The 18,591-nt window shown below is 71.1% G+C and carries 12 protein-coding genes and 2 pseudogenes; 12 read left to right on the forward strand and 2 right to left on the reverse strand.

Annotated features, from left to right (window positions below):
* Positions 1 to 33 precede the first annotated feature (33 nt).
* A pseudogene (locus ACLLJJ_RS09990) lies at positions 34 to 719 on the forward strand (aldose epimerase family protein).
* Positions 720 to 793: 74 nt separating this feature from the next.
* Here the strand turns inward: ACLLJJ_RS09990 and ACLLJJ_RS09995 are convergent.
* Positions 794 to 3,313 carry a beta-glucosidase gene (locus ACLLJJ_RS09995; RefSeq protein WP_434589075.1) on the reverse strand — a complete coding sequence of 840 codons (2,520 nt, stop codon included), beginning with the start codon at positions 3,311 to 3,313 and terminating at the stop codon, positions 794 to 796.
* Between the two features lie 157 nt (positions 3,314 to 3,470).
* On the opposite strand from ACLLJJ_RS09995, the gene ACLLJJ_RS10000 reads away from it, so the two are divergent.
* The 3 genes from ACLLJJ_RS10000 (at position 3,471) to ACLLJJ_RS10010 (ending at position 6,336) form a co-directional block, all read left to right on the forward strand.
* Positions 3,471 to 4,067, forward strand: a complete 597-nt coding sequence (locus tag ACLLJJ_RS10000) for a TetR/AcrR family transcriptional regulator (RefSeq protein ID WP_434589076.1) — start codon at positions 3,471 to 3,473, stop codon at positions 4,065 to 4,067.
* A 93-nt stretch (positions 4,068 to 4,160) separates the two neighbouring features.
* Entirely contained in the window at positions 4,161 to 5,438 is a 1,278-nt protein-coding gene (locus ACLLJJ_RS10005; protein ID WP_434589077.1) for a pyroglutamyl peptidase, read from the forward strand.
* Positions 5,439 to 5,613: 175 nt separating this feature from the next.
* Complete coding sequence (locus ACLLJJ_RS10010; protein WP_434589079.1) at positions 5,614 to 6,336, forward strand: carbon-nitrogen hydrolase family protein; 723 nt, start codon at positions 5,614 to 5,616, stop codon at positions 6,334 to 6,336.
* On the opposite strand, the gene ACLLJJ_RS10015 is transcribed toward ACLLJJ_RS10010, so the two are convergent.
* Complete coding sequence (locus ACLLJJ_RS10015) at positions 6,326 to 7,111, reverse strand: EI24 domain-containing protein (protein ID WP_434589081.1); 786 nt, start codon at positions 7,109 to 7,111, stop codon at positions 6,326 to 6,328. The two genes, ACLLJJ_RS10010 and ACLLJJ_RS10015, sit on opposite strands and share 11 nt — an antisense overlap.
* 304 nt (positions 7,112 to 7,415) lie before the next feature.
* On the opposite strand from ACLLJJ_RS10015, the pseudogene ACLLJJ_RS10020 reads away from it, so the two are divergent.
* The 8 genes and pseudogenes from ACLLJJ_RS10020 (at position 7,416) to ACLLJJ_RS10055 (ending at position 18,524) form a co-directional block, all read left to right on the forward strand.
* A pseudogene (locus ACLLJJ_RS10020) lies at positions 7,416 to 8,564 on the forward strand (mandelate racemase/muconate lactonizing enzyme family protein).
* Entirely contained in the window at positions 8,561 to 9,592 is a 1,032-nt protein-coding gene (locus ACLLJJ_RS10025; protein WP_434589083.1) for a zinc-dependent alcohol dehydrogenase, read from the forward strand. Before ACLLJJ_RS10020 ends, ACLLJJ_RS10025 begins: the two are co-directional and overlap by 4 nt.
* 92 nt (positions 9,593 to 9,684) lie before the next feature.
* On the forward strand, positions 9,685 to 10,656 hold the full coding sequence (locus ACLLJJ_RS10030; RefSeq protein WP_434589085.1) for a hypothetical protein: 972 nt from the start codon (positions 9,685 to 9,687) through the stop codon (positions 10,654 to 10,656).
* Between the two features lie 5 nt (positions 10,657 to 10,661).
* Complete coding sequence (gene chvE, locus ACLLJJ_RS10035) at positions 10,662 to 11,765, forward strand: multiple monosaccharide ABC transporter substrate-binding protein (RefSeq protein ID WP_434589087.1); 1,104 nt, start codon at positions 10,662 to 10,664, stop codon at positions 11,763 to 11,765.
* A 38-nt stretch (positions 11,766 to 11,803) separates the two neighbouring features.
* Positions 11,804 to 13,324, forward strand: coding sequence for a multiple monosaccharide ABC transporter ATP-binding protein (gene mmsA, locus ACLLJJ_RS10040; protein ID WP_434600365.1), 1,521 nt, complete (start codon positions 11,804 to 11,806; stop codon positions 13,322 to 13,324).
* Between the two features lie 5 nt (positions 13,325 to 13,329).
* On the forward strand, positions 13,330 to 14,565 hold the full coding sequence (mmsB, locus tag ACLLJJ_RS10045) for a multiple monosaccharide ABC transporter permease (RefSeq protein WP_434589089.1): 1,236 nt from the start codon (positions 13,330 to 13,332) through the stop codon (positions 14,563 to 14,565).
* A gap of 186 nt (positions 14,566 to 14,751) precedes the next feature.
* A complete protein-coding gene (locus tag ACLLJJ_RS10050) occupies positions 14,752 to 17,280 on the forward strand; it encodes a M14 family zinc carboxypeptidase (protein ID WP_434589091.1) in 2,529 nt (842 codons plus the stop codon).
* 86 nt (positions 17,281 to 17,366) lie between these two features.
* Positions 17,367 to 18,524 (forward strand): serine hydrolase domain-containing protein, encoded by a 1,158-nt coding sequence (locus ACLLJJ_RS10055; protein WP_434589093.1) that lies wholly within the window; start codon positions 17,367 to 17,369, stop codon positions 18,522 to 18,524.
* Positions 18,525 to 18,591: the final 67 nt, after the last annotated feature.

Consider the following 18,591-nt stretch of genomic DNA (forward strand, 5'->3'; position numbering starts at 1 on the left):
CTCGACGACGGTACGGCCGTTCACCGCTGAACCCTGGAGCGGGGCGGGACGGTCGTGCGGGTGCTGACGTACGGCGGGATCGTCCAGTCGGTGGAAACCCCGGACCGGGGCGGGCGGTCCGCCCCGGTGGCGGTCGGCTTCGATTCGCTCGCGGAGTATCCGCGCTCTCCGGGGCCCTACCTCGGGGCGCTCGTCGGCCGGTACGCGAACCGGATCGCGGGCGGGGCCTTCACCCTGGACGGGCGCCGGTACGCGCTGGCGCGCAATCAGGGGGGCAACGCCCTGCACGGTGGTGACCAGGGCTTCGACAAGCGGGTGTGGGACGCGCGGGCGGTGCCCGACGGTGTGTGCCTCTCGCGGGGATTCCCACCGGCGAGCTCGCGCCGGTGGACGGCACCCGCTTCGATCTGCGGGCGCCCCGGGATGTCGGGTCCGGCAACGGCTACGACCACAACTTCGTGCTGGACAAGGGTGTTACGGACACACCGGAGCCGGTGGCCGAGCTGTACGACGCCGCTTCCGGGCGGCTGCTGACGGTGGCGACGACGGAGCCGGGAATGCAGGTCTACACGCCGGAGGCCTTCGACGGGGTGGCGTTGGAGACCCAGCACTTCCCCGACGCGCCGAACCGCCCGGAGTTCCCGAGCACGGTGCTGCGGCCGGGCGAGGTGTTCACCTCGACGACCGTGTACGGGTTCGGGGTGCGGGACGCCTGGTAGAGGTACCCGGTGGATGCGGGCGGCCCGGGGCGGCGTCAGGTCCGCTCCGGGCCGCTGTATCGGGGTGGGGCCGGTCAGGCCTGGATGTCGAGCGTCGCGGTCAGGCGGCGGTCGGTGAGTGAGTGGCAGGCCCTGACCTCGTACGTACCGGGGACGAAGGACCAGCTGTCCGCCTGCTCGTCCCAGATCTCGAAGGCGCGGACCGCCAGCGGGATTTCGACCTCGACGGCTTCGCCGGGTCCGGCCTCGACGCTCGCGAACCCGGCGAGCCAGCGGGCGGGCCGCTCCACGGGATCGGCGGTCGCGGCCAGGTACACCTGGACGACCTCGCGGCCCGCGCGCGAACCGGTGTTGCGGACCCGGACCCGAACCGCGGCCGGTGTGGCCTCCAGGGACTCGTACTCCCAAGTGGTGTAGCCGAGCCCGTGACCGAAGGGGTACGCCGGGGCGACACCTGCCCGGTCCCATGCGCGGTAGCCGATGAACACGCCCTCGGCGTAGTGCAGTTCGCCGTTGGTGGGGGCGACTTCGGTGACCGGCGCGTCCGCGAGGGAGGCCGGCCAGGTGGTGGGCAGTCGGCCGCCGGGCTCCTCGACGCCCAGGAGGACATCGGCGAGCGCCGCGCCGCCCTCCTGGCCGGGGAACCAGCCGAGCAGCACCGCGGCGACGTCCTCACGCCACGGCATCTCCACCGGGGAGCCGGAGTTGACGACCACCACGGTGTTGGGGTTGACGGCGGCAACCGCGCGCACCAGGTCGTCCTGGCGGCCCGGGAGGCTCAGGTCCGTACGGTCGAAGCCCTCGGATTCGACGCGCTCGGTGGTGGCGACCACGACGACGGCGGTGTCGGCGTCGCGGGCGGCTTCGACGGCCTCGGCGATCAGTTCGTCGGCGTCGCGCCTGGGCGCGCCGTGGACGAAGGAGAACATGAGGGCGGAGAGCGGCCCGGCGGCGTCCGGGTTGACGGTGTGCGTGAGGGAGACCTCGACCGCTTCGCCCGCGGTGAGACGGACGCGTCCGCGCTCGGCCGGGGAGCCGAAGAACGCCTCGAAGGGGTCGGCCTCGTCGCCCATCGGCTGGACGCCCTCGTAGAGGACCTCGTCGCCGACGGTCAGCGTGAAGGCGCCGAGACCGCGGGTGCCGAAGGAGTGCTCGCCGCTGTCGCGGGGGGTGAAGGCGCCCTTGACCTCGACGCTGTGCAGCGTCGAGTGGGTGACGCCGTCGGGCAGGTCGTCGCCGATCCACTGGACCTGTCCGCTGGGCAGGCTGCGGGCGCCGATGACTGTGCCGCTCGCGTCGCGGCAGACGGCGTGCAGCTCGAAGCCCTTGTCGGCGGGGGCCAGTTCGTCGCTCGGGTCGGCCCCGACGGTGTACGCGAGAACGCCGTCGGGCAGGGCGGCGACGAGACCGTCGAGCGGGGCGACGACGCGCTCGGGGAAGACGGTGGCTGAGCCGCCGCCGAGGATGCGGGCGTCGCGTGCCGGGCCGCCGATGAGGGCGACCTTGCGGACCCGGGAGGCATCGATCGGCAGGACCGGGGCGCCGTCGCGGGGCTCGTTGCGTACGAGGACGAAGGCGCGGTGGGCGACCTCGCGGGCCAGGGCCTGGCCGTCGACGGTCGCTGGCGGGGCGGCGACCACGGGCGGGGCGCCGTCGAGGATGCCGACGCGGGCGGCGAGCCGCAGCACATTGCGCACGGCGTCGTCGACGACGGACTCGTCGACCTCGCCCGCCCGGACGGCGCCGGCGAGGGCGTCGCCGTAGACGGTCTGCGGTCCCGGCATGGCGACGTCGACACCGCCGAGGATGTCGCCGGTGGTGGAGCGGGCGGCCATCCAGTCGGAGACGACGTAGCCGTCGAAGCCCCACTCGGCGCGCAGGACCTCGTTGTGGAGGTGGCTGTGCTCGGTCATGGTGACGCCGTTGACCTGGTTGTACGCCGTCATGATGCCCCAGGGGTGGGCGTTCTTGACGATGGCTTCGAAGGGGGCGAGATACAGCTCGCGCAGCGGGCGCGAGGTGATGATGTTGTCGACGGTGAAGCGGTCGGTCTCGGCGTCGTTGGCGACGAAGTGCTTGACCGTGGTGCCCACCCCGCCGTCCTGGACGCCCTGCACGTATCCGGTGCCGATCTCTCCGGTGAGGTAGGGGTCCTCGGAGTAGCACTCGAAGTGGCGGCCACCGAGCGGCGACCGGTGCAGGTTCACGGTCGGCGCGAGGAGGACGTGCACGCTCTTGCGGCGGGCCTCCTGGGCGAGGAGGCGGCCGGCGCGGCGGGCCAGGTCCTGGTCCCAGGTCGCGGCGAGCGCGGTCGGTGAGGGCAGCGCGACGGACGGGTCGTCGGCGGTCCAGCGCACACCCCGGACGCCGATCGGGCCGTCGGACATGACCAGGGACTGCAGGCCGATCCCGGGGAGCGCGGGCAGGGACCACATGTCCTGGCCGGCGAGCAGCCGAGCCTTGGTGTCGAGGTCGAGCTTGCCCAGTGCGGCCTCGACCACCTCGTTACGGACCCGGTCGTCCGGGGTCTGCCGCACTTCGGCTGTCGCTGCGTGGGTCTCGGGGCTGTCGGGGGTGGTGGATGCGCCTGCCACGGCGGTACCTCCTCGTTGACGTCCAGCTGGCTTCCCCATCGTCACCCGTCTACCTGTAGAACGGTAGGGTTCGTAATGCATTCGTTATTTCAAGGGGTGGCGCTTCAGGTGATGGCGTACCGTCCTGCCAGCAGATATCAGGGGAAGGACCAGCACGATGGCCAGGGCCAGAAGCGAGGAACGCCGGGCGGAGATCCTCCGTGCGGCCCTCGAAGTGATCGCCGAACGCGGCTACCGGGGAGCATCGCTCAGCGCGGTCGCCGAGCGTGTCGGCCTCACCCAGCAGGGGCTACTGCACTACTTCCCCACCAAGGAGACACTGCTCGTCGCCGTGCTCGAAGAGCGCGACCAGTGGGACACCGGCGCCTCCGGGCGGAGCACCGGCGTCTGGCGGATCGACCTGCTCGACTCGCTCATGGAGTACAACGCGATGCGTCCCGGCATCGTGCAGACCTTCTCCGCGCTGCTCGGCGAGAGCGTGACCGAGGAGCATCCGGCGCGGGACTTCTTCACTCAGCGGTACGCGCAGGTCCGCGCGGGCATGGCGGGCGCGCTGCGCACCGAGTACGGCGAGCGGCTGCCGGGCGGGCTCACCCCGGAGCAGGCGGCACCGCTGCTGGTCGCGGTGATGGACGGGCTCCAGTACCAGTGGCTGCTCGATCCCCGGTCGGTGGACATGCCGGCCGCCTTCCGCGACTTCCTCGGGCTGCTGCGGCGCGGCCCGGCGCCCGCCGAAGCGGCCGAAAACCTCTGATACCGCACGTCACTCGGCTCCCAGGGGCCCGCCCTGTAGCGCCGGCCCCTGCCGGAACGCGATACTTCCGCCACCCCCGACGGAAGGATTCCCGTGTCCCGGATTCGTGCCCGGCTGGACGCACTGGGCGTCATACTGCTCGCCTCCGCCACCCTCGGCCTCGGGACACCGCCCGCGACGGCCGGTGAGCCGGCGCCCGCGGCGAATGCCCCGGCGACAGTTCCACCGGCCGCCCCGCCGACCGTCGAGGAACGGCGGCTGGAGAAGGCCGTTCCGCAGGAGATCCTGCGGCGCGGCGGATTCGACTCCGTGGCACGGGAGTTCGCACGGGCGCTGCGCGGAGCCAAGTCGTACGGCGCGGCCGACCGGGCCGTCGTACGGCACGGGTCGCTGCTGTGGGAGCGCGCGGTGGACCGGGCACAGGGGCGGGGCCCGGCGGGCGGGGACCTCAGCAGGGACGACGACCGGCCGCTGTACTGGGCGCGACTGGGGATGACCAGCGAACTGCGGGAGTGGCAGGCCTCGTTCGGGCTGCCGGACGAGGCGCGGGGGCGGCTGCTCGACCGCCTCGAACGCTCCTCTCGGGGGCAGGACTCGATCCACTTCCCCGCGAAGGGCGGCAAGGGCGGGATGAAGCGGGTGCTCATCACCGGCTTCGACCCGTTCACGCTGGACCGGGACATCCGGATCAGCAATCCGTCGGGGGCGGCGGCGCTCGCGCTGGACGGCACGGTGGTCCGTACGGCTTCGGGGCCCGCCCGCATCGAGACGGCCGTTTTCCCCGTGCGCTGGCAGGACTTCGCGGACGGCATGGTCGAGCGGGCACTGCGCCCGCACCTGCCGCGGGTCGATCTGTTCACGACGGTCAGCCAGGGCCGGGTGGGGCGCATCGACGTGGAGCGCAACAACGGCGCCTGGCGCGGCGGCTTCGGGGACAACGAGAACGTCTCGCGCACCGGGCTCGCGCCGGTGGAGGACCCCGCGTCGCAGCCGCAGTGGACGACAACGACGCTTCCCTACCGGGAGATCGTGGCCGCCGACACCGGTCGCTTCCCCGTGTACGACAACACCTCGGTCACCGAAATCCCGGCGGGTGGCATTTCACCGGTGGTGCGGCCGGACGGGCCGACGGCGGGATCCGCCGCGCGGGCCGGTGGCGGCGGGGACTACCTGTCCAACGAGATCGCCTACCGGGCCACGTTGCTGCGGGACCGGCTGGGGCTCGACGGGCTGCCCGGCGGGCATGTGCACACGCCGGTGCTGGAGTTCGGGGCGGGCAACACGACGGAGATCACCGACCCCGCGTTCGTGCGAAACCGGCTGGACATCGTGGCGCAGGTGCGGGCGATTGTGCGGGTGGCGGTGCGGTAGGCGTGCGGTGGGCCGGGCCGGGCCGGTATGAAAAACGCCGTGGCCCGCCTGCGCCACCTCACCGTGTCGGGGCGGACCACTCGGGTGAACGCCGAGACCACGAAGAGCGTGGCCTTTGGGAGATCAACGGGGTCCGGTCTTCCTCCCGCACGGCGGGACGGGGATGATGGGCCGCATGATCATCGCAGCGGCACAGTTCACGCCCGAGCCCGGCTCCGTCGAGGCCAACACGCATCGGATGGCGGACTTCGTCCGGGAGGCCGCCGGGCGTGGAGCGCGGATCACGGTCTTCGGTGAACTGACCGTCAGCGGATACGAGTTGGAGCTGCTGACTGAGGACCCCACCCTGCTGATGACACCGGACGATCCCCGTCTGGAGCCGATCGTCGCGGCCTGCCGCGAGACGGCCACCGCGGCGGTGGTCAACTGCGCCGCGCGCGCCGCGGGCGACCTCCCCGCCATCACGACCTTCGTCTTCGGGCCCGGCGGTGAACTGCTCACGCGCTACGACAAGCAGCACCTGCACGGGGTTGAGAACAAGCTCTTCACGGCGGGCACGGCCGACGGGAGGTTCGAGCTCGACGGGGTGCGGTTCGCGCTCGCGACGTGCTTCGACAACAGTTTCCCGGAGCTGGCCGAGCGCGCCGTCGCCGCCGACTGCCGGGTGTACTTGGCGAGTTCGCTGCACGACGCCCTCGACCGTCTTGAGGTCTACCCGGCGCGGGCGAAGGACCATGGGCTGTATGTCGTGTTCGCCAACCATGTCGGGCAGTCCGGCCCTTACGCCGCCTGCGGGCTGAGCGGGCTGTGGGGCCCGGACGGCGCGGTGCTCGCGACGGCGGCGCCCGACACCGCCGGTCTCGTGCTCGGCGAAGTGGCGGTCCCGGTCACCCGGTAGGCAGCGGCGTCGCGTCGTCGTCGTCGGCCGACGGCTCGTCCAGGAGGTCCCGGGCCATCAGTGTCGCGCCCGCCACCGCGCCCGGCATCAGGAAGACGGCGACCAGCGGGACCAGGAAGGCGAGCGTCAGCGGGACGCCGAAGCCGAGCGTGAGCAGGCGTCGGCCGCGCAGCAGGGCGAGGCGCTGCTTCAGCTCGACGCCCCGGCGCTGGAGCGCCACCGCCGCCAGCTCCTCGGCAAGGAAGAAGCCGGATACGCAGAAGCCGATCGCCGGGACGACGGTCTGGCCGATGACGGGGATGAAACCGCAGGCGAAGAGCAGGACGGCGTACAGCAGGACGCGTACCAGGACGCGCACGCTGTCGCGCGCGGAGATCCACAGCTCCCGCAGCAGCGGCAGTCCGGACTCCGGCGCGGTGCCGTCCGGGGACTCGGAGCGGTCGACGCGCTCGGACAGGTTCTCGTAGAAGGGCTGGCCCACCAGCAGCGTCACGGCGGTGAAGGTGATCACCGCGAGGAAGAGCGCGAGGGCGAAGACCAGCGCGGTGAGCCCACCGCGGAAGACACCGAGCCAGGGTGAGTCCCAGTCGTCGGCGAAGGGCGTCGCCCAGGCCGTGAGGTTGTCGGCGCCATAGCCGAGGCCGATCAGCGCGCCGATGTACAGCACGAAGGTGACGAGACCGGGCAGCAGCCCGAATCCGTACGCCCTGCCGTGCCGGCCGACCCACCGCTGGCCCTTCACCAAGTAGCCGAAGCCCGCCCCAAGATCGCTCATGGGAGCAGCCTAGTCGGGCGGCGCACGGGCCCACGGCCCGGCCCGGCCGCCCCCCCTGGGCCCCCGCGGCCGGGTGCGGCCGGAGTGGCGCGAAGGCCCGTTCGTACGACCTGTCGAGCCCGCGGCCGGTGGGCGCCCGCGCGCTTCGGGGCACCGGGTCCACCGCCCCGCCGCGCCGGTCACCGAGGCGGGTCCGGACAGCGGCTCTGCGCCAACCATTGACACTCCCCCCGGCTCGTTATTAACGTCACGCCAGCATTTCGAACGTATGACGAAATATCGAACAGGCCGGGAGGCAACTGCCGTGCGCATTACGGGAATCAGCACGCACGTCGTCGGGACGCCTTGGCGCAACCTCACCTACGTGCAGGTTCATACGGACTCCGGCCTGACCGGGGTGGGTGAGACCCGCATGCTCGGGCACACCGACGCGCTGCTCGGGTACCTCCGCGAGGCGGAGGCCAACCACATCGCGGGGTCGGACCCGTTCGCCGTCGAGGATCTCGTACGCCGCATGAAGTACGGCGACTTCGGCCGTGCGGGCGAGATCGTCATGTCCGGCATCGCGGTGGTCGAGATGGCCTGCTGGGACATCTTGGGCAAGGCTCTCGGGGTGCCGGTCTGGCAGCTGCTCGGCGGGAAGGTCACCGACCGGGTCAAGGCGTACGCGAACGGCTGGTACACCACCGAGCGGACGCCGGAGGCCTATCACAAGGCCGCCCAGGCGGTGGTCGAGCGCGGCTACCGGGCCCTGAAGATCGACCCCTTCGGCACCGGGCACCTGGAGCTGGATCACGCCGATTCGCTGTACGCGGTGTCGCTGATCGAGGCGGTGCGCGACGCGATCGGCCCGGAGACCGAGCTGATGCTGGAGATGCACGGCCGCTTCAGCCCGTCGACGGCGGTGCGCCTCGCCCGCGAGATGGCGCCGTTCAAGCCCGCGTGGCTGGAGGAGCCCGTACCGCCGGAGAATCTCAAGGCGCTGGCGAAGGTCGCGGAGAAGGTCGACCTGCCGATCGCCACCGGTGAACGCATCCACGACCGGATCGAGTTCCGTGAGCTGTTCGAGTCGCAGGCCGCGGACATCATCCAGCCGGACCTGGGCCATATCGGCGGAATCCTGGAGGCCCGCAAGCTCGCGGCGACCGCCGAGACCCACTACATGATGATCGCCCCGCACAATGTCGGCGGCCCGGTGCTGACCGCCGCCTCGCTCCAACTCGCGGGCTGAACACCAAACTTCAAGATCCTGGAGCACTTCAACGACTTCGCGGACGCCGAGATCAAGAAGGTGGTCAAGGGCGCACCACAGGTCGTGGACGGCTACTTCGAGCTGTCGCACGCCCCTGGACTCGGTGTCGAACTGGATGTGGACGCGGCGGCCGAATTCCCGCAGCAGCAAGCCAGGTTCGACCTGTGGGCCGACGGCTGGGAGCAGAGGAAGCCCAAGTGAACGCCACCCCGGACCCGGTGAGCCGGGCGATCGTCGTCGACCGGCCCGGCGCGCACCGCCTGGTCGCCGGTGAGCCTCCGGTGCCCGCGCCCGGCGAGGTGCGGGTGCGGGTCGCCGCCGCCGGGATCTGCATGAGCGACCGCGAGGTCTACGACGGCCACCGCGACCCGGCATACGTCCGTTACCCGGTCGTCCCCGGCCACGAGTGGTCCGGGACCGTCGACGCGGTGGGCCAGGGCGTCGACGCGGCGCTGCTCGGGCGCAAGGCGGTCGCCGAGGGTTTCCGGGCGTGCGGGACCTGCGAGCGGTGCCGGTGCGGGGAGACCTCGCTGTGCACCACCGGGTACGACGAGACGGGCTTCACCCGGCCCGGCGCATTCGCGGATCATCTGCTGGTCCCGGCCCGGCTGCTGCACCCGTTGCCCGACGGCGCCGATCTGCGGGCCGCCGCCCTGCTGGAGCCGGCCGCGGTGGTGGCCGCCGCGGTCCGCACCGGCCGGGCCGAGCCGGGCGAGCGGGTCGCGGTGGTGGGCGCCGGCACGTTGGGGCTGCTGGCCGTCCAGCTGCTGGCCGCGGGGTCGCCCGCGGAGCTGACGGTGGTGGACCCGAGGGCCGGACGCGCCCGACAGGCCCTGGACTTCGGCGCGAGCGTGGTGTGCGACCCCGAGGAGGCGAAGGCGCTGCGCGGCCGTTACGACCTGGTCGTGGAGACCGCGGGCGCGCCGTCCACCGCCGCCGACTCCTGTCTGCTGGCGCGGCGCGGTGGCCGGGTGGTGCTGACCGGGATGTTCACGCCCGGGGCCATCGGCATCGACCCGGTGCATCTGTCGCTGAGCCAGCTGACGGTGAGCAGCGTCTTCGGGGCGCCGTCGGCCGCCTGGTCCTTCGCCGTACGGGCCTTCGCGGCCGGGCTGCTCGATCCGGCGCCGTTGATCACCCATGAGTTCCCGCTGGAGCGGTTCGCCGACGCGCTGGCGCTGGTGGGCGGCGGCGGCCCGGAGACCGGGAAGGTGCTGCTGCGGCCGTGAGTCGTACCCACCCCACCGAGCCTTACCCACAGAGCCGAACTCCGTCCGAAATATCGAACGAAGTGAACTTGCCGAAGACGAGGGACGCCCACGTGACGCAGACCCCGGACCCCCGCCCCCGCCGCCCCGGCGAGCAGGCCCTCACGGCGCTCGGCCTCGCCGCGCCCGCCGTCGACCCCGCCGACACATCCCCGCACACCTTCCCCGACGGCGGCACCTGGCGCACCGAAGTCCCGTCCTGCGAGGGCCCGGAGGCGCTGGCCGTCGTGCTCAAGGAGAGCTCGCGCCTCGACGTACCCGTCCACCGCATCAGCCAGGGCAGCGGCATCTGGATGCTCTCCGACGACGAGATCACCGAGATGGCCGACGCCTGCGAGGCCCAAGACATCGAGCTGTGCCTGTTCACCGGGCCGCGCGGCACCTGGGACACCGGCGGCTCCACCCGCACCGCGTCGGGCGGTGCGGGGCTGCGCGCCCGGGGGCACGACGCGCTGGCGGGCTGCGTCGAGGACGCCGTACGCGCGACGGAGCTGGGGGTGAAATGCCTGCTCGTCGCCGACGAGGGGGTGCTGTGGTCGCTGCACCGGCTGCGCTCGCTCGGGGTGCTGCCCGCCGACACCACCTTCAAGGTGTCCGCACTGATCGGGCCGGTCAATCCGGCGGCGTACGCCGTCCATGAGCGGCTCGGCGCCGACTCCGTGAACATCCCGTCCGACCTCGCCCTCGCCCACTTCACCGAGATCCGGCGGGTCTCCCGGGCCCCCATGGACCTGTACATCGAGGCGCCGGACGACCTCGGCGGCTATGTGCGGATGTACGAGACGGCCGAGCTGATCCGCCGGGGTGCCCCGATCTACCTCAAGTTCGGGCTGTCCAGGGCGCCCGGCATCTACCCGTACGGCGCCCATCTGCGCGACCTCACGCTCGACACCGCCCGCGAGCGCGTCCGGCGCGGACGGCTCGCCCTCGACCTCCTGGCCAGGCACGGCGCGGACGGCGGAATGTCGCCGCTCGGCTCCCGGCTGCCGGGGCCGCTCACCCGCTTCCCCACCGAGAAGGACTGATCGCCATGCGCAGCACCCGCACTGTCGCCCTCGCCGTCACCACCGTCCTCGCCCTGACCCTCTCCGCCTGCGGGCAGAGCGGCGAGGGTGGCAGCAAGGAGGAGAAGAAGGGGGGCAAGGGCTCCACCGTGGGCATCGCGATGCCCACCAAGTCCTCGGAGCGCTGGATAGCCGACGGCAACAACATGGTGGCCCAGTTCAAGAAGCTGGGCTACAAGACGGACCTCCAGTACGGCGAGGACGACGTCGACCAGCAGGTCTCCCAGATCGCGAACATGATCACCAAGGGGGTGGACGTGCTGGTCGTCGCGTCCATCGACGGCCGCGCGCTGAGCGACGTACTGCGCCAGGCCGACGAGCAGGGCGTCAAGGTCATCGCGTACGACCGGCTGATCCTCGGCAGCCCGAACGTCGACTACTACGCCTCCTTCGACAACGAGAAGGTCGGTGAGCTCCAGGCCGGTTACATCGTCGACAAGTTGGGCCTGAAGGACGGCAAGGAGAAGGGCCCGTTCAACGTCGAGCTGTTCGCCGGGTCGCCGGACGACAACAACACCGGGTACTTCTTCGAGGGCGCGTGGAAGACCCTCAAGCCGTACATCGACAAGAAGCAGATCGTCGTCCGCAGCAAGCAGACGAAGCTGGACCAGGTCACCACGCTGCGCTGGGACGGCGGCACCGCGCAGAAGCGCATGGACGACCTGCTGACCAGCGCGTACTCCTCGCAGCAGGTGGACGCGGTGCTGTCGCCGTACGACGGCATCTCGATCGGTGTGCTGTCCGCGCTCAAGTCGGACGGCTACGGCACGGAGGCGAAGCCGTATCCCGTGGTGACCGGGCAGGACGCGGAGGTCGCGTCCGTGAAGTCGATCATCGCGGGGCAGCAGACCCAGACCGTCTACAAGGACACCCGGGCGCTGGCCAAGCAGGCCGTACAGATGGCCGACGCCGTACTGAACGACAAGAAGCCCGAGGTCAACGACGTCAAGACGTACCACAACGAGAAGAAGGTCGTGCCGTCCTTTCTGCTCGACCCGGTCAGCGTCGACAAGTCCAACTACCGCTCACTGCTGGTCGACTCGGGCTACATCAAGGCGAGCGACCTGTGAGTGACCAGTCACCGGCCGGCCGGGGACCCGTCCTTGAGATGCGGTCGATCGTCAAGACCTTCCCCGGCGTCAAGGCGCTCTCCGACGTGTCCCTGACCGTCGCAGAGGGCGAGGTCCACGCGATCTGCGGGGAGAACGGCGCGGGCAAGTCGACCCTGATGAAGGTCCTCAGCGGCGTACATCCGCACGGCAGTTACGAGGGGGACATCTTCTTCCGCGGCGAGCCGTGCGCGTTCAAGGACATCCGGGCCAGCGAGGCCCGGGGCATCGTGATCATCCATCAGGAACTCGCGCTGGTGCCGTACTTGTCCATCGCCGAGAACATCTTCCTCGGAAATGAGCACGCCCGTCACGGAATCATCAGCTGGAACGAGACGCTGCGGCACGCCTCGGCGCTGCTCAAGCGGGTCGGCCTGAACGAGCACCCGCAGACCCGGGTCGCCGACATCGGGGTGGGAAAGCAGCAGCTCGTCGAGATCGCGAAGGCGCTCTCCAAGGAGGTGAGCCTGCTCATCCTGGACGAGCCGACGGCAGCGCTCAACGACGAGGACTCGGCTCAACTACTCCGGCTGATGAGCGAGTTGAAGAACCAGGGGATGACCTCGATCATCATCTCGCACAAGCTGGGCGAGATCGCCGAGGCGGTCGACTCGGTCACGATCATCCGGGACGGCCGCACCATCGAGACCCTCGACGTGGCGGACGGCTCGACCACCGAGGACCGCATCATCCGAGGCATGGTCGGCCGCGACCTCGACCACCGCTTCCCCGAGCGCACCCCCTACGAGGGCGAGCCGGGCGCGCACCCCGCACTCGAAGTCCGCGACTGGACCGTGCACCACCCCATCGACCAGCAGCGCAAGGTCGTCGACAACGTGTCGATCGAGGTGCGGCGCGGCGAGATCGTCGGCCTGGCCGGACTGATGGGCGCGGGCCGCACCGAGCTGGCGATGAGCGTCTTCGGGCGCTCGTACGGGCGGAACATCAGCGGCCGGGTCCACAAGGGCGGCAAGGAGATCCGCACCCGCAGCGTCCCGGAGGCAGTGGGACACGGCATCGCGTACGTCACCGAGGACCGCAAGCAGTACGGCCTCAACCTCATCGACACCATCGGCCGCAACATCTCACTGAGCGCCCTGCCCAAGGTGGCGCGGCGCGGGGTCGTCGACGAGCACGAGGAGACCCGGGTCGCCGAGTCGTTCCGCAGGAGCATGAACATCAAGGCACCGACCGTGTTCGAGCAGGTCGGCAGGCTCTCCGGCGGCAACCAGCAGAAGGTCGTCCTCAGCAAGTGGATCTTCGCGGGTCCCGATGTGCTGATCCTCGACGAGCCGACGCGCGGGATCGACGTCGGCGCGAAGTACGAGATCTACACCGTCATCGACAAGCTCGCCGCCGAGGGCAAGGCGGTCGTCTTCATCTCCTCCGAGCTGCCCGAGCTGCTCGGCATGTGCGACCGCATCTACACGATGTCCGCCGGCCGGCTGACCGGCGAGATCGCCCGCGCGGACGCCACCCAAGAGGTGCTGATGCGCCACATGACCAGCGACAAGAGGTAACGCAGATGCCCCCGGTCACCACCACCGAATCGCCCAAGAGCAGCCCGCCCGGCGCCAGGAGCGCGCCCACGGCCGGCGCGGTCCTGCTGGAATCCGCCCGCCGCAACATGCGCCAGTACGGCATGCTCATCGCGCTCGCGCTGATCGTCGTCCTGTTCGAGATCTGGACCAACGGCGTCCTGCTGATGCCGAACAACGTCACCAACCTCGTCCTGCAGAACAGTTACATCCTGGTCCTCGGCATCGGGATGATGATCGTCATCATCGCGGGCCACATCGACCTGTCGGTCGGCTCGCTCGCCGCCTTCGTCTCCGCCGCCTGCGCCGTGATGATGGTCCAGCACGATGTGCCCTGGGTACTGGCCCTGGTCCTCGCCCTGGTCATCGGCGCGATCGCGGGAGCCTGGCAGGGCTTCTGGATCGCGTACGTCGGCATCCCGTCGTTCATCGTGACGCTGGCCGGCATGCTGCTCTTCCGCGGCGGTACGCAGATCCTCCTCGGCAGCCGCTCGCTCGGCCCCTTCCCCGAAGGCTTCCAGAAGATCTCCACCGGCTACCTCCCGGAGATCGGTCCGGCCTCCAACTACCACAACCTGACACTCCTGTTGGGACTCGCGCTGCTCGCCTTCGCGCTGCTCCAGGAGGTCCGCGACCGCCGCCGGCAGAAGAGTTACGACCTCGACGTCCTGCCGCGCAACCTGTTCCTCGCCAAGTGCGTGGCACTGGCGGCGGCGGTCCTCGCCTTCACCTTCACCCTGGCCAGCTACCGCGGGGTGCCCGTCGTGCTGCTGCTGCTCGCCGCGCTGCTCATCGGCTTCGGCTTCGTCATGCGCAACGCGATCGTGGGCCGCCATGTGTACGCGCTGGGCGGCAACCAGGCGGCGGCGAAGCTGTCGGGCGTCAAGGACAAGCGCGTCACCTTCCTGGTCTTCGTGAACATGGGCGTGCTCGCCGCGCTCGCCGGGATCGTCTACGCGGCCCGGCTCAACGCGGGCGTCCCGCAGGCCGGCATGAACTTCGAACTGGAGGCCATCGCGGCGGCGTTCATCGGCGGCGCCTCGATGAGCGGCGGCGTCGGCACGGTCTTCGGCGCGGTCATCGGCGGACTGGTCCTGGGCGTGCTCAACAACGGCATGTCGCTGGTGGGCATCGGCACCGACTACCAGCAGGTGATCAAGGGGCTCGTGCTCCTGGCGGCGGTCGGCTTCGACGTCTACAACAAGCGGAAGGTCGGCTCCTGACACGGCTCCCGCGCTCCCCCTGGCCCCCCCGTATGCCCCAGACGTCACAGCACCCCCTTGCCGTGACCGGATCGAACCGGTAGACCCTGCGTACTGATCGACGTACTGATCGACGACGCACGTCCCCGGAGGTACGCACGCATGGGCCAAGGCATCCCGAGACCCCTTCTGATCACGACCGCCGTCATGGCGAGCGCCCTTCTGCTCGCCCCCGTCCCCGCCACCGCGCAGCCCGGCCCCCCGCCCGGCGCCGGTGACGGGGACGGCGCACATCGCGAGCGGGCCGCTCAGGGGCAGGCCGCCCGCACCCCGGCCGGCGCCGCCGCGAACGCGCTCGACGCCCGGACGCCGGGCCTCGGCCGCGAAGGCGGGTATCCGCGGCGCACCGAGCTCACCGCGCCCGCGCCGAACCCGGCCGACAAGTCCATCAAGCTCGGCCTCACGCCGTACCACTCCATCGCCCCCAGGCTCAACGCCCTGCAGAAGCTGGGCAATCGGGTGAGTGTCGAGGTCGCGGGCAAGTCGGCCGGTGGGCATCAGCTGTACCTGGTGACCGTCACCGCGCCGGAGAGCTCCCGCGAGACGCGCGAGCAGGAGCGCATGCGGGAGCTGATCGAGAACGCACCGGCCCGCGCCGCGAAGGACCGGCGCGTCAAGGCGGCCTACAAGGCACCGGTGCTGATCAACAACAACATTCACGGCAACGAATGGGAGGGCACGGACGCCTCCCTCGGCCTCATCGAGGAACTGGCGAAGGCGAAGGACCGCAAGACCGCCGAGCTGCTGGCGAAGACCCGTATCTATCTGAATGTGACGGCCAATCCCGACGGGCGGATCGCCGGCACCCGCGCCAACGCCAACGGCTTCGACCTCAACCGGGACTTCATCACCGCGACCCAGCCCGAGGCACGGGCGCTCCGGCAGATCGCCATCGCCAAGCAGCCCGCCGTGATGATCGACCTGCACGGGTACGTCAACGGCACCCTCATCGAGCCGACGACCCCGCCGCACGGCGAGAACTACGAGTACGACCTGTTCCTCAAGAATTCCTACGCGAACGCGCTGGGCATGGAGAAGGCCGTCAACGGGCTCGGCTATACACCCGCCAAGGACGGTGTCGACCCGGCCGTCATCCCCTTCCGTGACCAGCAGGAGGGCTGGGACGACTGGCCGCCGATCTTCACCCCGCAGTACATGCCGTTCCAGGGGGCGGTCGCGGCCCACACCATCGAGTTCCCGATGCAGGTCAACAACCAGGCGTACGAGACCCTCCCGGTCACCGAGCTGCGCCGCAGGGCCGCCATCAACACGGACATCGCGGGCGCGGCGATGCGCGCGACCCTCGCCTACACGGCGGCCCACCGCACCTCGGTGCTCGCCGACCAGATCGAGACCTTCCGGCGCGGCGCGGTGGGCGCGGCGCAGGTGGAGGTGTCGGAGGAGACCGTGCCCGGCGTCCCCGGCATCGGTCCCGAGGACGTGTACACGACCAACTTCCCGCGGGCGTACGTCATTCCGGCGGCCGGGCGCGGGCAGCGTTCCGCGGCCGCCGCGGCCCGTCTCGTCGACCACCTGGTGGCCAACGATGTGCGCGTCGAGCGCGCGCGTACCAACTTCCGCATCGCGGGGCGGAGTTACCTGGCCGGGTCGTACGTCGTCGACATGCGTCAGCCCAAGCGTGGACTGGCCAATGTGATCCTCGCCGAGGGGCGGGACATCAGCGCGGACGTCTCCACGATGTACGACATCTCGGGCTGGAGCCTCGGGCTGCTGTGGGGCGCGAGCGTGGAGAAGGTACGGAAGGCACCGGGCGGGCTGAACTTCTCGCGGCGTACAGTCCATGCCGCGTCCCCGACCGGCCAGGTCGCACCCCGTGGCGGCCTCCGGCTGCGGCTGGACGACCCCAAGGAGATCGAGGCGCTCAACTCCCTCCTCGGGGACGGCGTCAAGGTGGGCCGGGCGGCGGATGGCAGTGCGCTCGTGCCCGGCTCCGCGCGCAAGCGGGCCGCCGTGCTGGCGAACCGCCTCGGCGTGGCCTTCCACGCGACGAAGGCCAAGGCTGTGGCGCCGCTGCACCGCACGCGGGTCGCCGCAGCGGTGAGCCCCGGTGAGCTGTTCGCGCTGCGCGAGATGGGCTTCGAGGTGCTGCCGGTGTCGACCGCCGTGCTCAACGCGGGTTTCGACTGGGGGAAGGCCGATGTGCTCTTCGTCTCCGCCGGGCTGGAGTACGGGAAGCTGAACCCGGCCGCCCGGGGCGCACTTGAGGCGTTCCTCGCCGGCGGCGGTGGTGTGGTCGGCCGCGGCGCGGTGGGAGCGGCACTCAACGCCGACGCCAAACTGCTGGCCGCGAAGCCGGTGCGGGGAAACGAGGACGCGAACGGTGTGGTGAAGGTCGTCAACGTGGCCGGTCCGGTCACCGGTGGCGCACCCGGCCACACCTTCGTCTACGCCCCCATGTGGTTCACCGACCTCGGGCCCGGCGTCCGCGTCGAGCAGTCGTACGGCGCGGGCAACCCGCTGGTCTCCGGTCACTGGCGGGCGGCGGCGGACGGCAGCGGCGGCCCGGCGGACGCGGCCGGACGGGCGGCGGTCGTCAGCGGTACGACGGCGGGCGGCGCGGACGCGGTGCTCTTCGGCACCGAGCCGCTGTTCCGTGCGCACCCCAAGGGCGCGTACGCGCAGGTGGGCCGGGCGTTGCTGAACTCGGCGCACTGACCTCGGAATAACCTCGCGGCGGCCGGCGCTTGATCCCCCTGTCACTTGAACAGAAATACGCACACGGAGTTGCGGGGGAACACGCGATGTCGGACAACGTCACTGTGCAGGGCACGGTCGCCGAGGGTTTCGAGGAAGTACGGGAGGAGTTCGCCGCCGTCCTGGCCGAGGAGCGGCCGGGACACGCGGACGCCCAGTTGGCCGCTTTCGCCGGCGGCCGGCAGGTCGTTGACCTGTGGGGCGGCGACGAGATCACCGGGACCACGCTGACCAGCGTCTTCTCCTCCACGAAGGGGGCCGCGTACCTCACCGTCGCGCTGCTCGTGCAGGAGGGCGTGCTGGACCTGGACCGGCGCGTGGGGCACTACTGGCCGGAGTTCGCGGTCGCGGGCAAGGAGTTGCTGACGCTGCGGGAGCTGCTCGCGCACCGGGCCGGGGTCGTCGGCGCGGACGCGGGTTTCACCGACGCGGAGCTGGCCGACGACCGTGTCATGGCCGAGCGGCTGGCTTCGCAGCGGCCGTACTGGCGGGCGGGTACGGCCTTCGGCTACCACGCGCTCGTGATCGGCGCGCTGATTGGTGAGGTCGTGCGGCGGGCCACGGGACAGTCCTTGCAGGAGGTCTTCGAGGAGCGCGTTCGGGCGCCGTACGACCTGGACTTCCACCTTGGTCTGCCCGCGGAGCTGGAGTCGCGGGTCCTGGACATCCTGCCGATGGACCCGACGCCCGACCAGCAGGCGGAGCTCGCTGCGGGGGCGGCATCGCCGCGGAGCATCGGCGGGATCGCCTTCAACCAGAACGGTGAGCACCCCACGGATCTGGTGGCGTTCGTCAACACCCGGACGGCGCGCGCGAAGAGCCCCGCATCGGTGGGCGGAGTGGCCACCGCGACCGGGCTCGCGAAGATGTACGCGGCGGCCATCGGGGAGGTGGACGGGCGGGCGCCGCTGCTGAAGCCCGACACGGCGGCGGAGTTCGGCCAGATCCACTCGGACGGCTACGACCAGGTGATCCGCGGTCGGCACAGCTACGGGCTCGGCTTCGAGGTGGTGTCCGACACCTACCCCTTCCTGGGTGCGGGGGCGTTCGGGCACGCGGGGGCCGCCGGATCGCAGGCGTTCGCGGATCCGCGGAGCGGGGTGGCGTACGGGTACACCCGGCGCCGGTTCGCGTTCCCGGGCGGACCGGCGCCGGAGAACGAGCGGCTGGCCGCGGCGGTGCTTCGGGCGGCGGAGGCGCGGTAGGGGGTCCGGGGGCGCGGCTGCGGCGGGCTTCTCCCCCACCCGCCCCTTCCCGAACCGGGGCTCCGCG

The organism is Streptomyces sp. A5-4 (genome assembly GCF_051131715.1).
Lineage (GTDB): Bacteria > Actinomycetota > Actinomycetes > Streptomycetales > Streptomycetaceae > Streptomyces.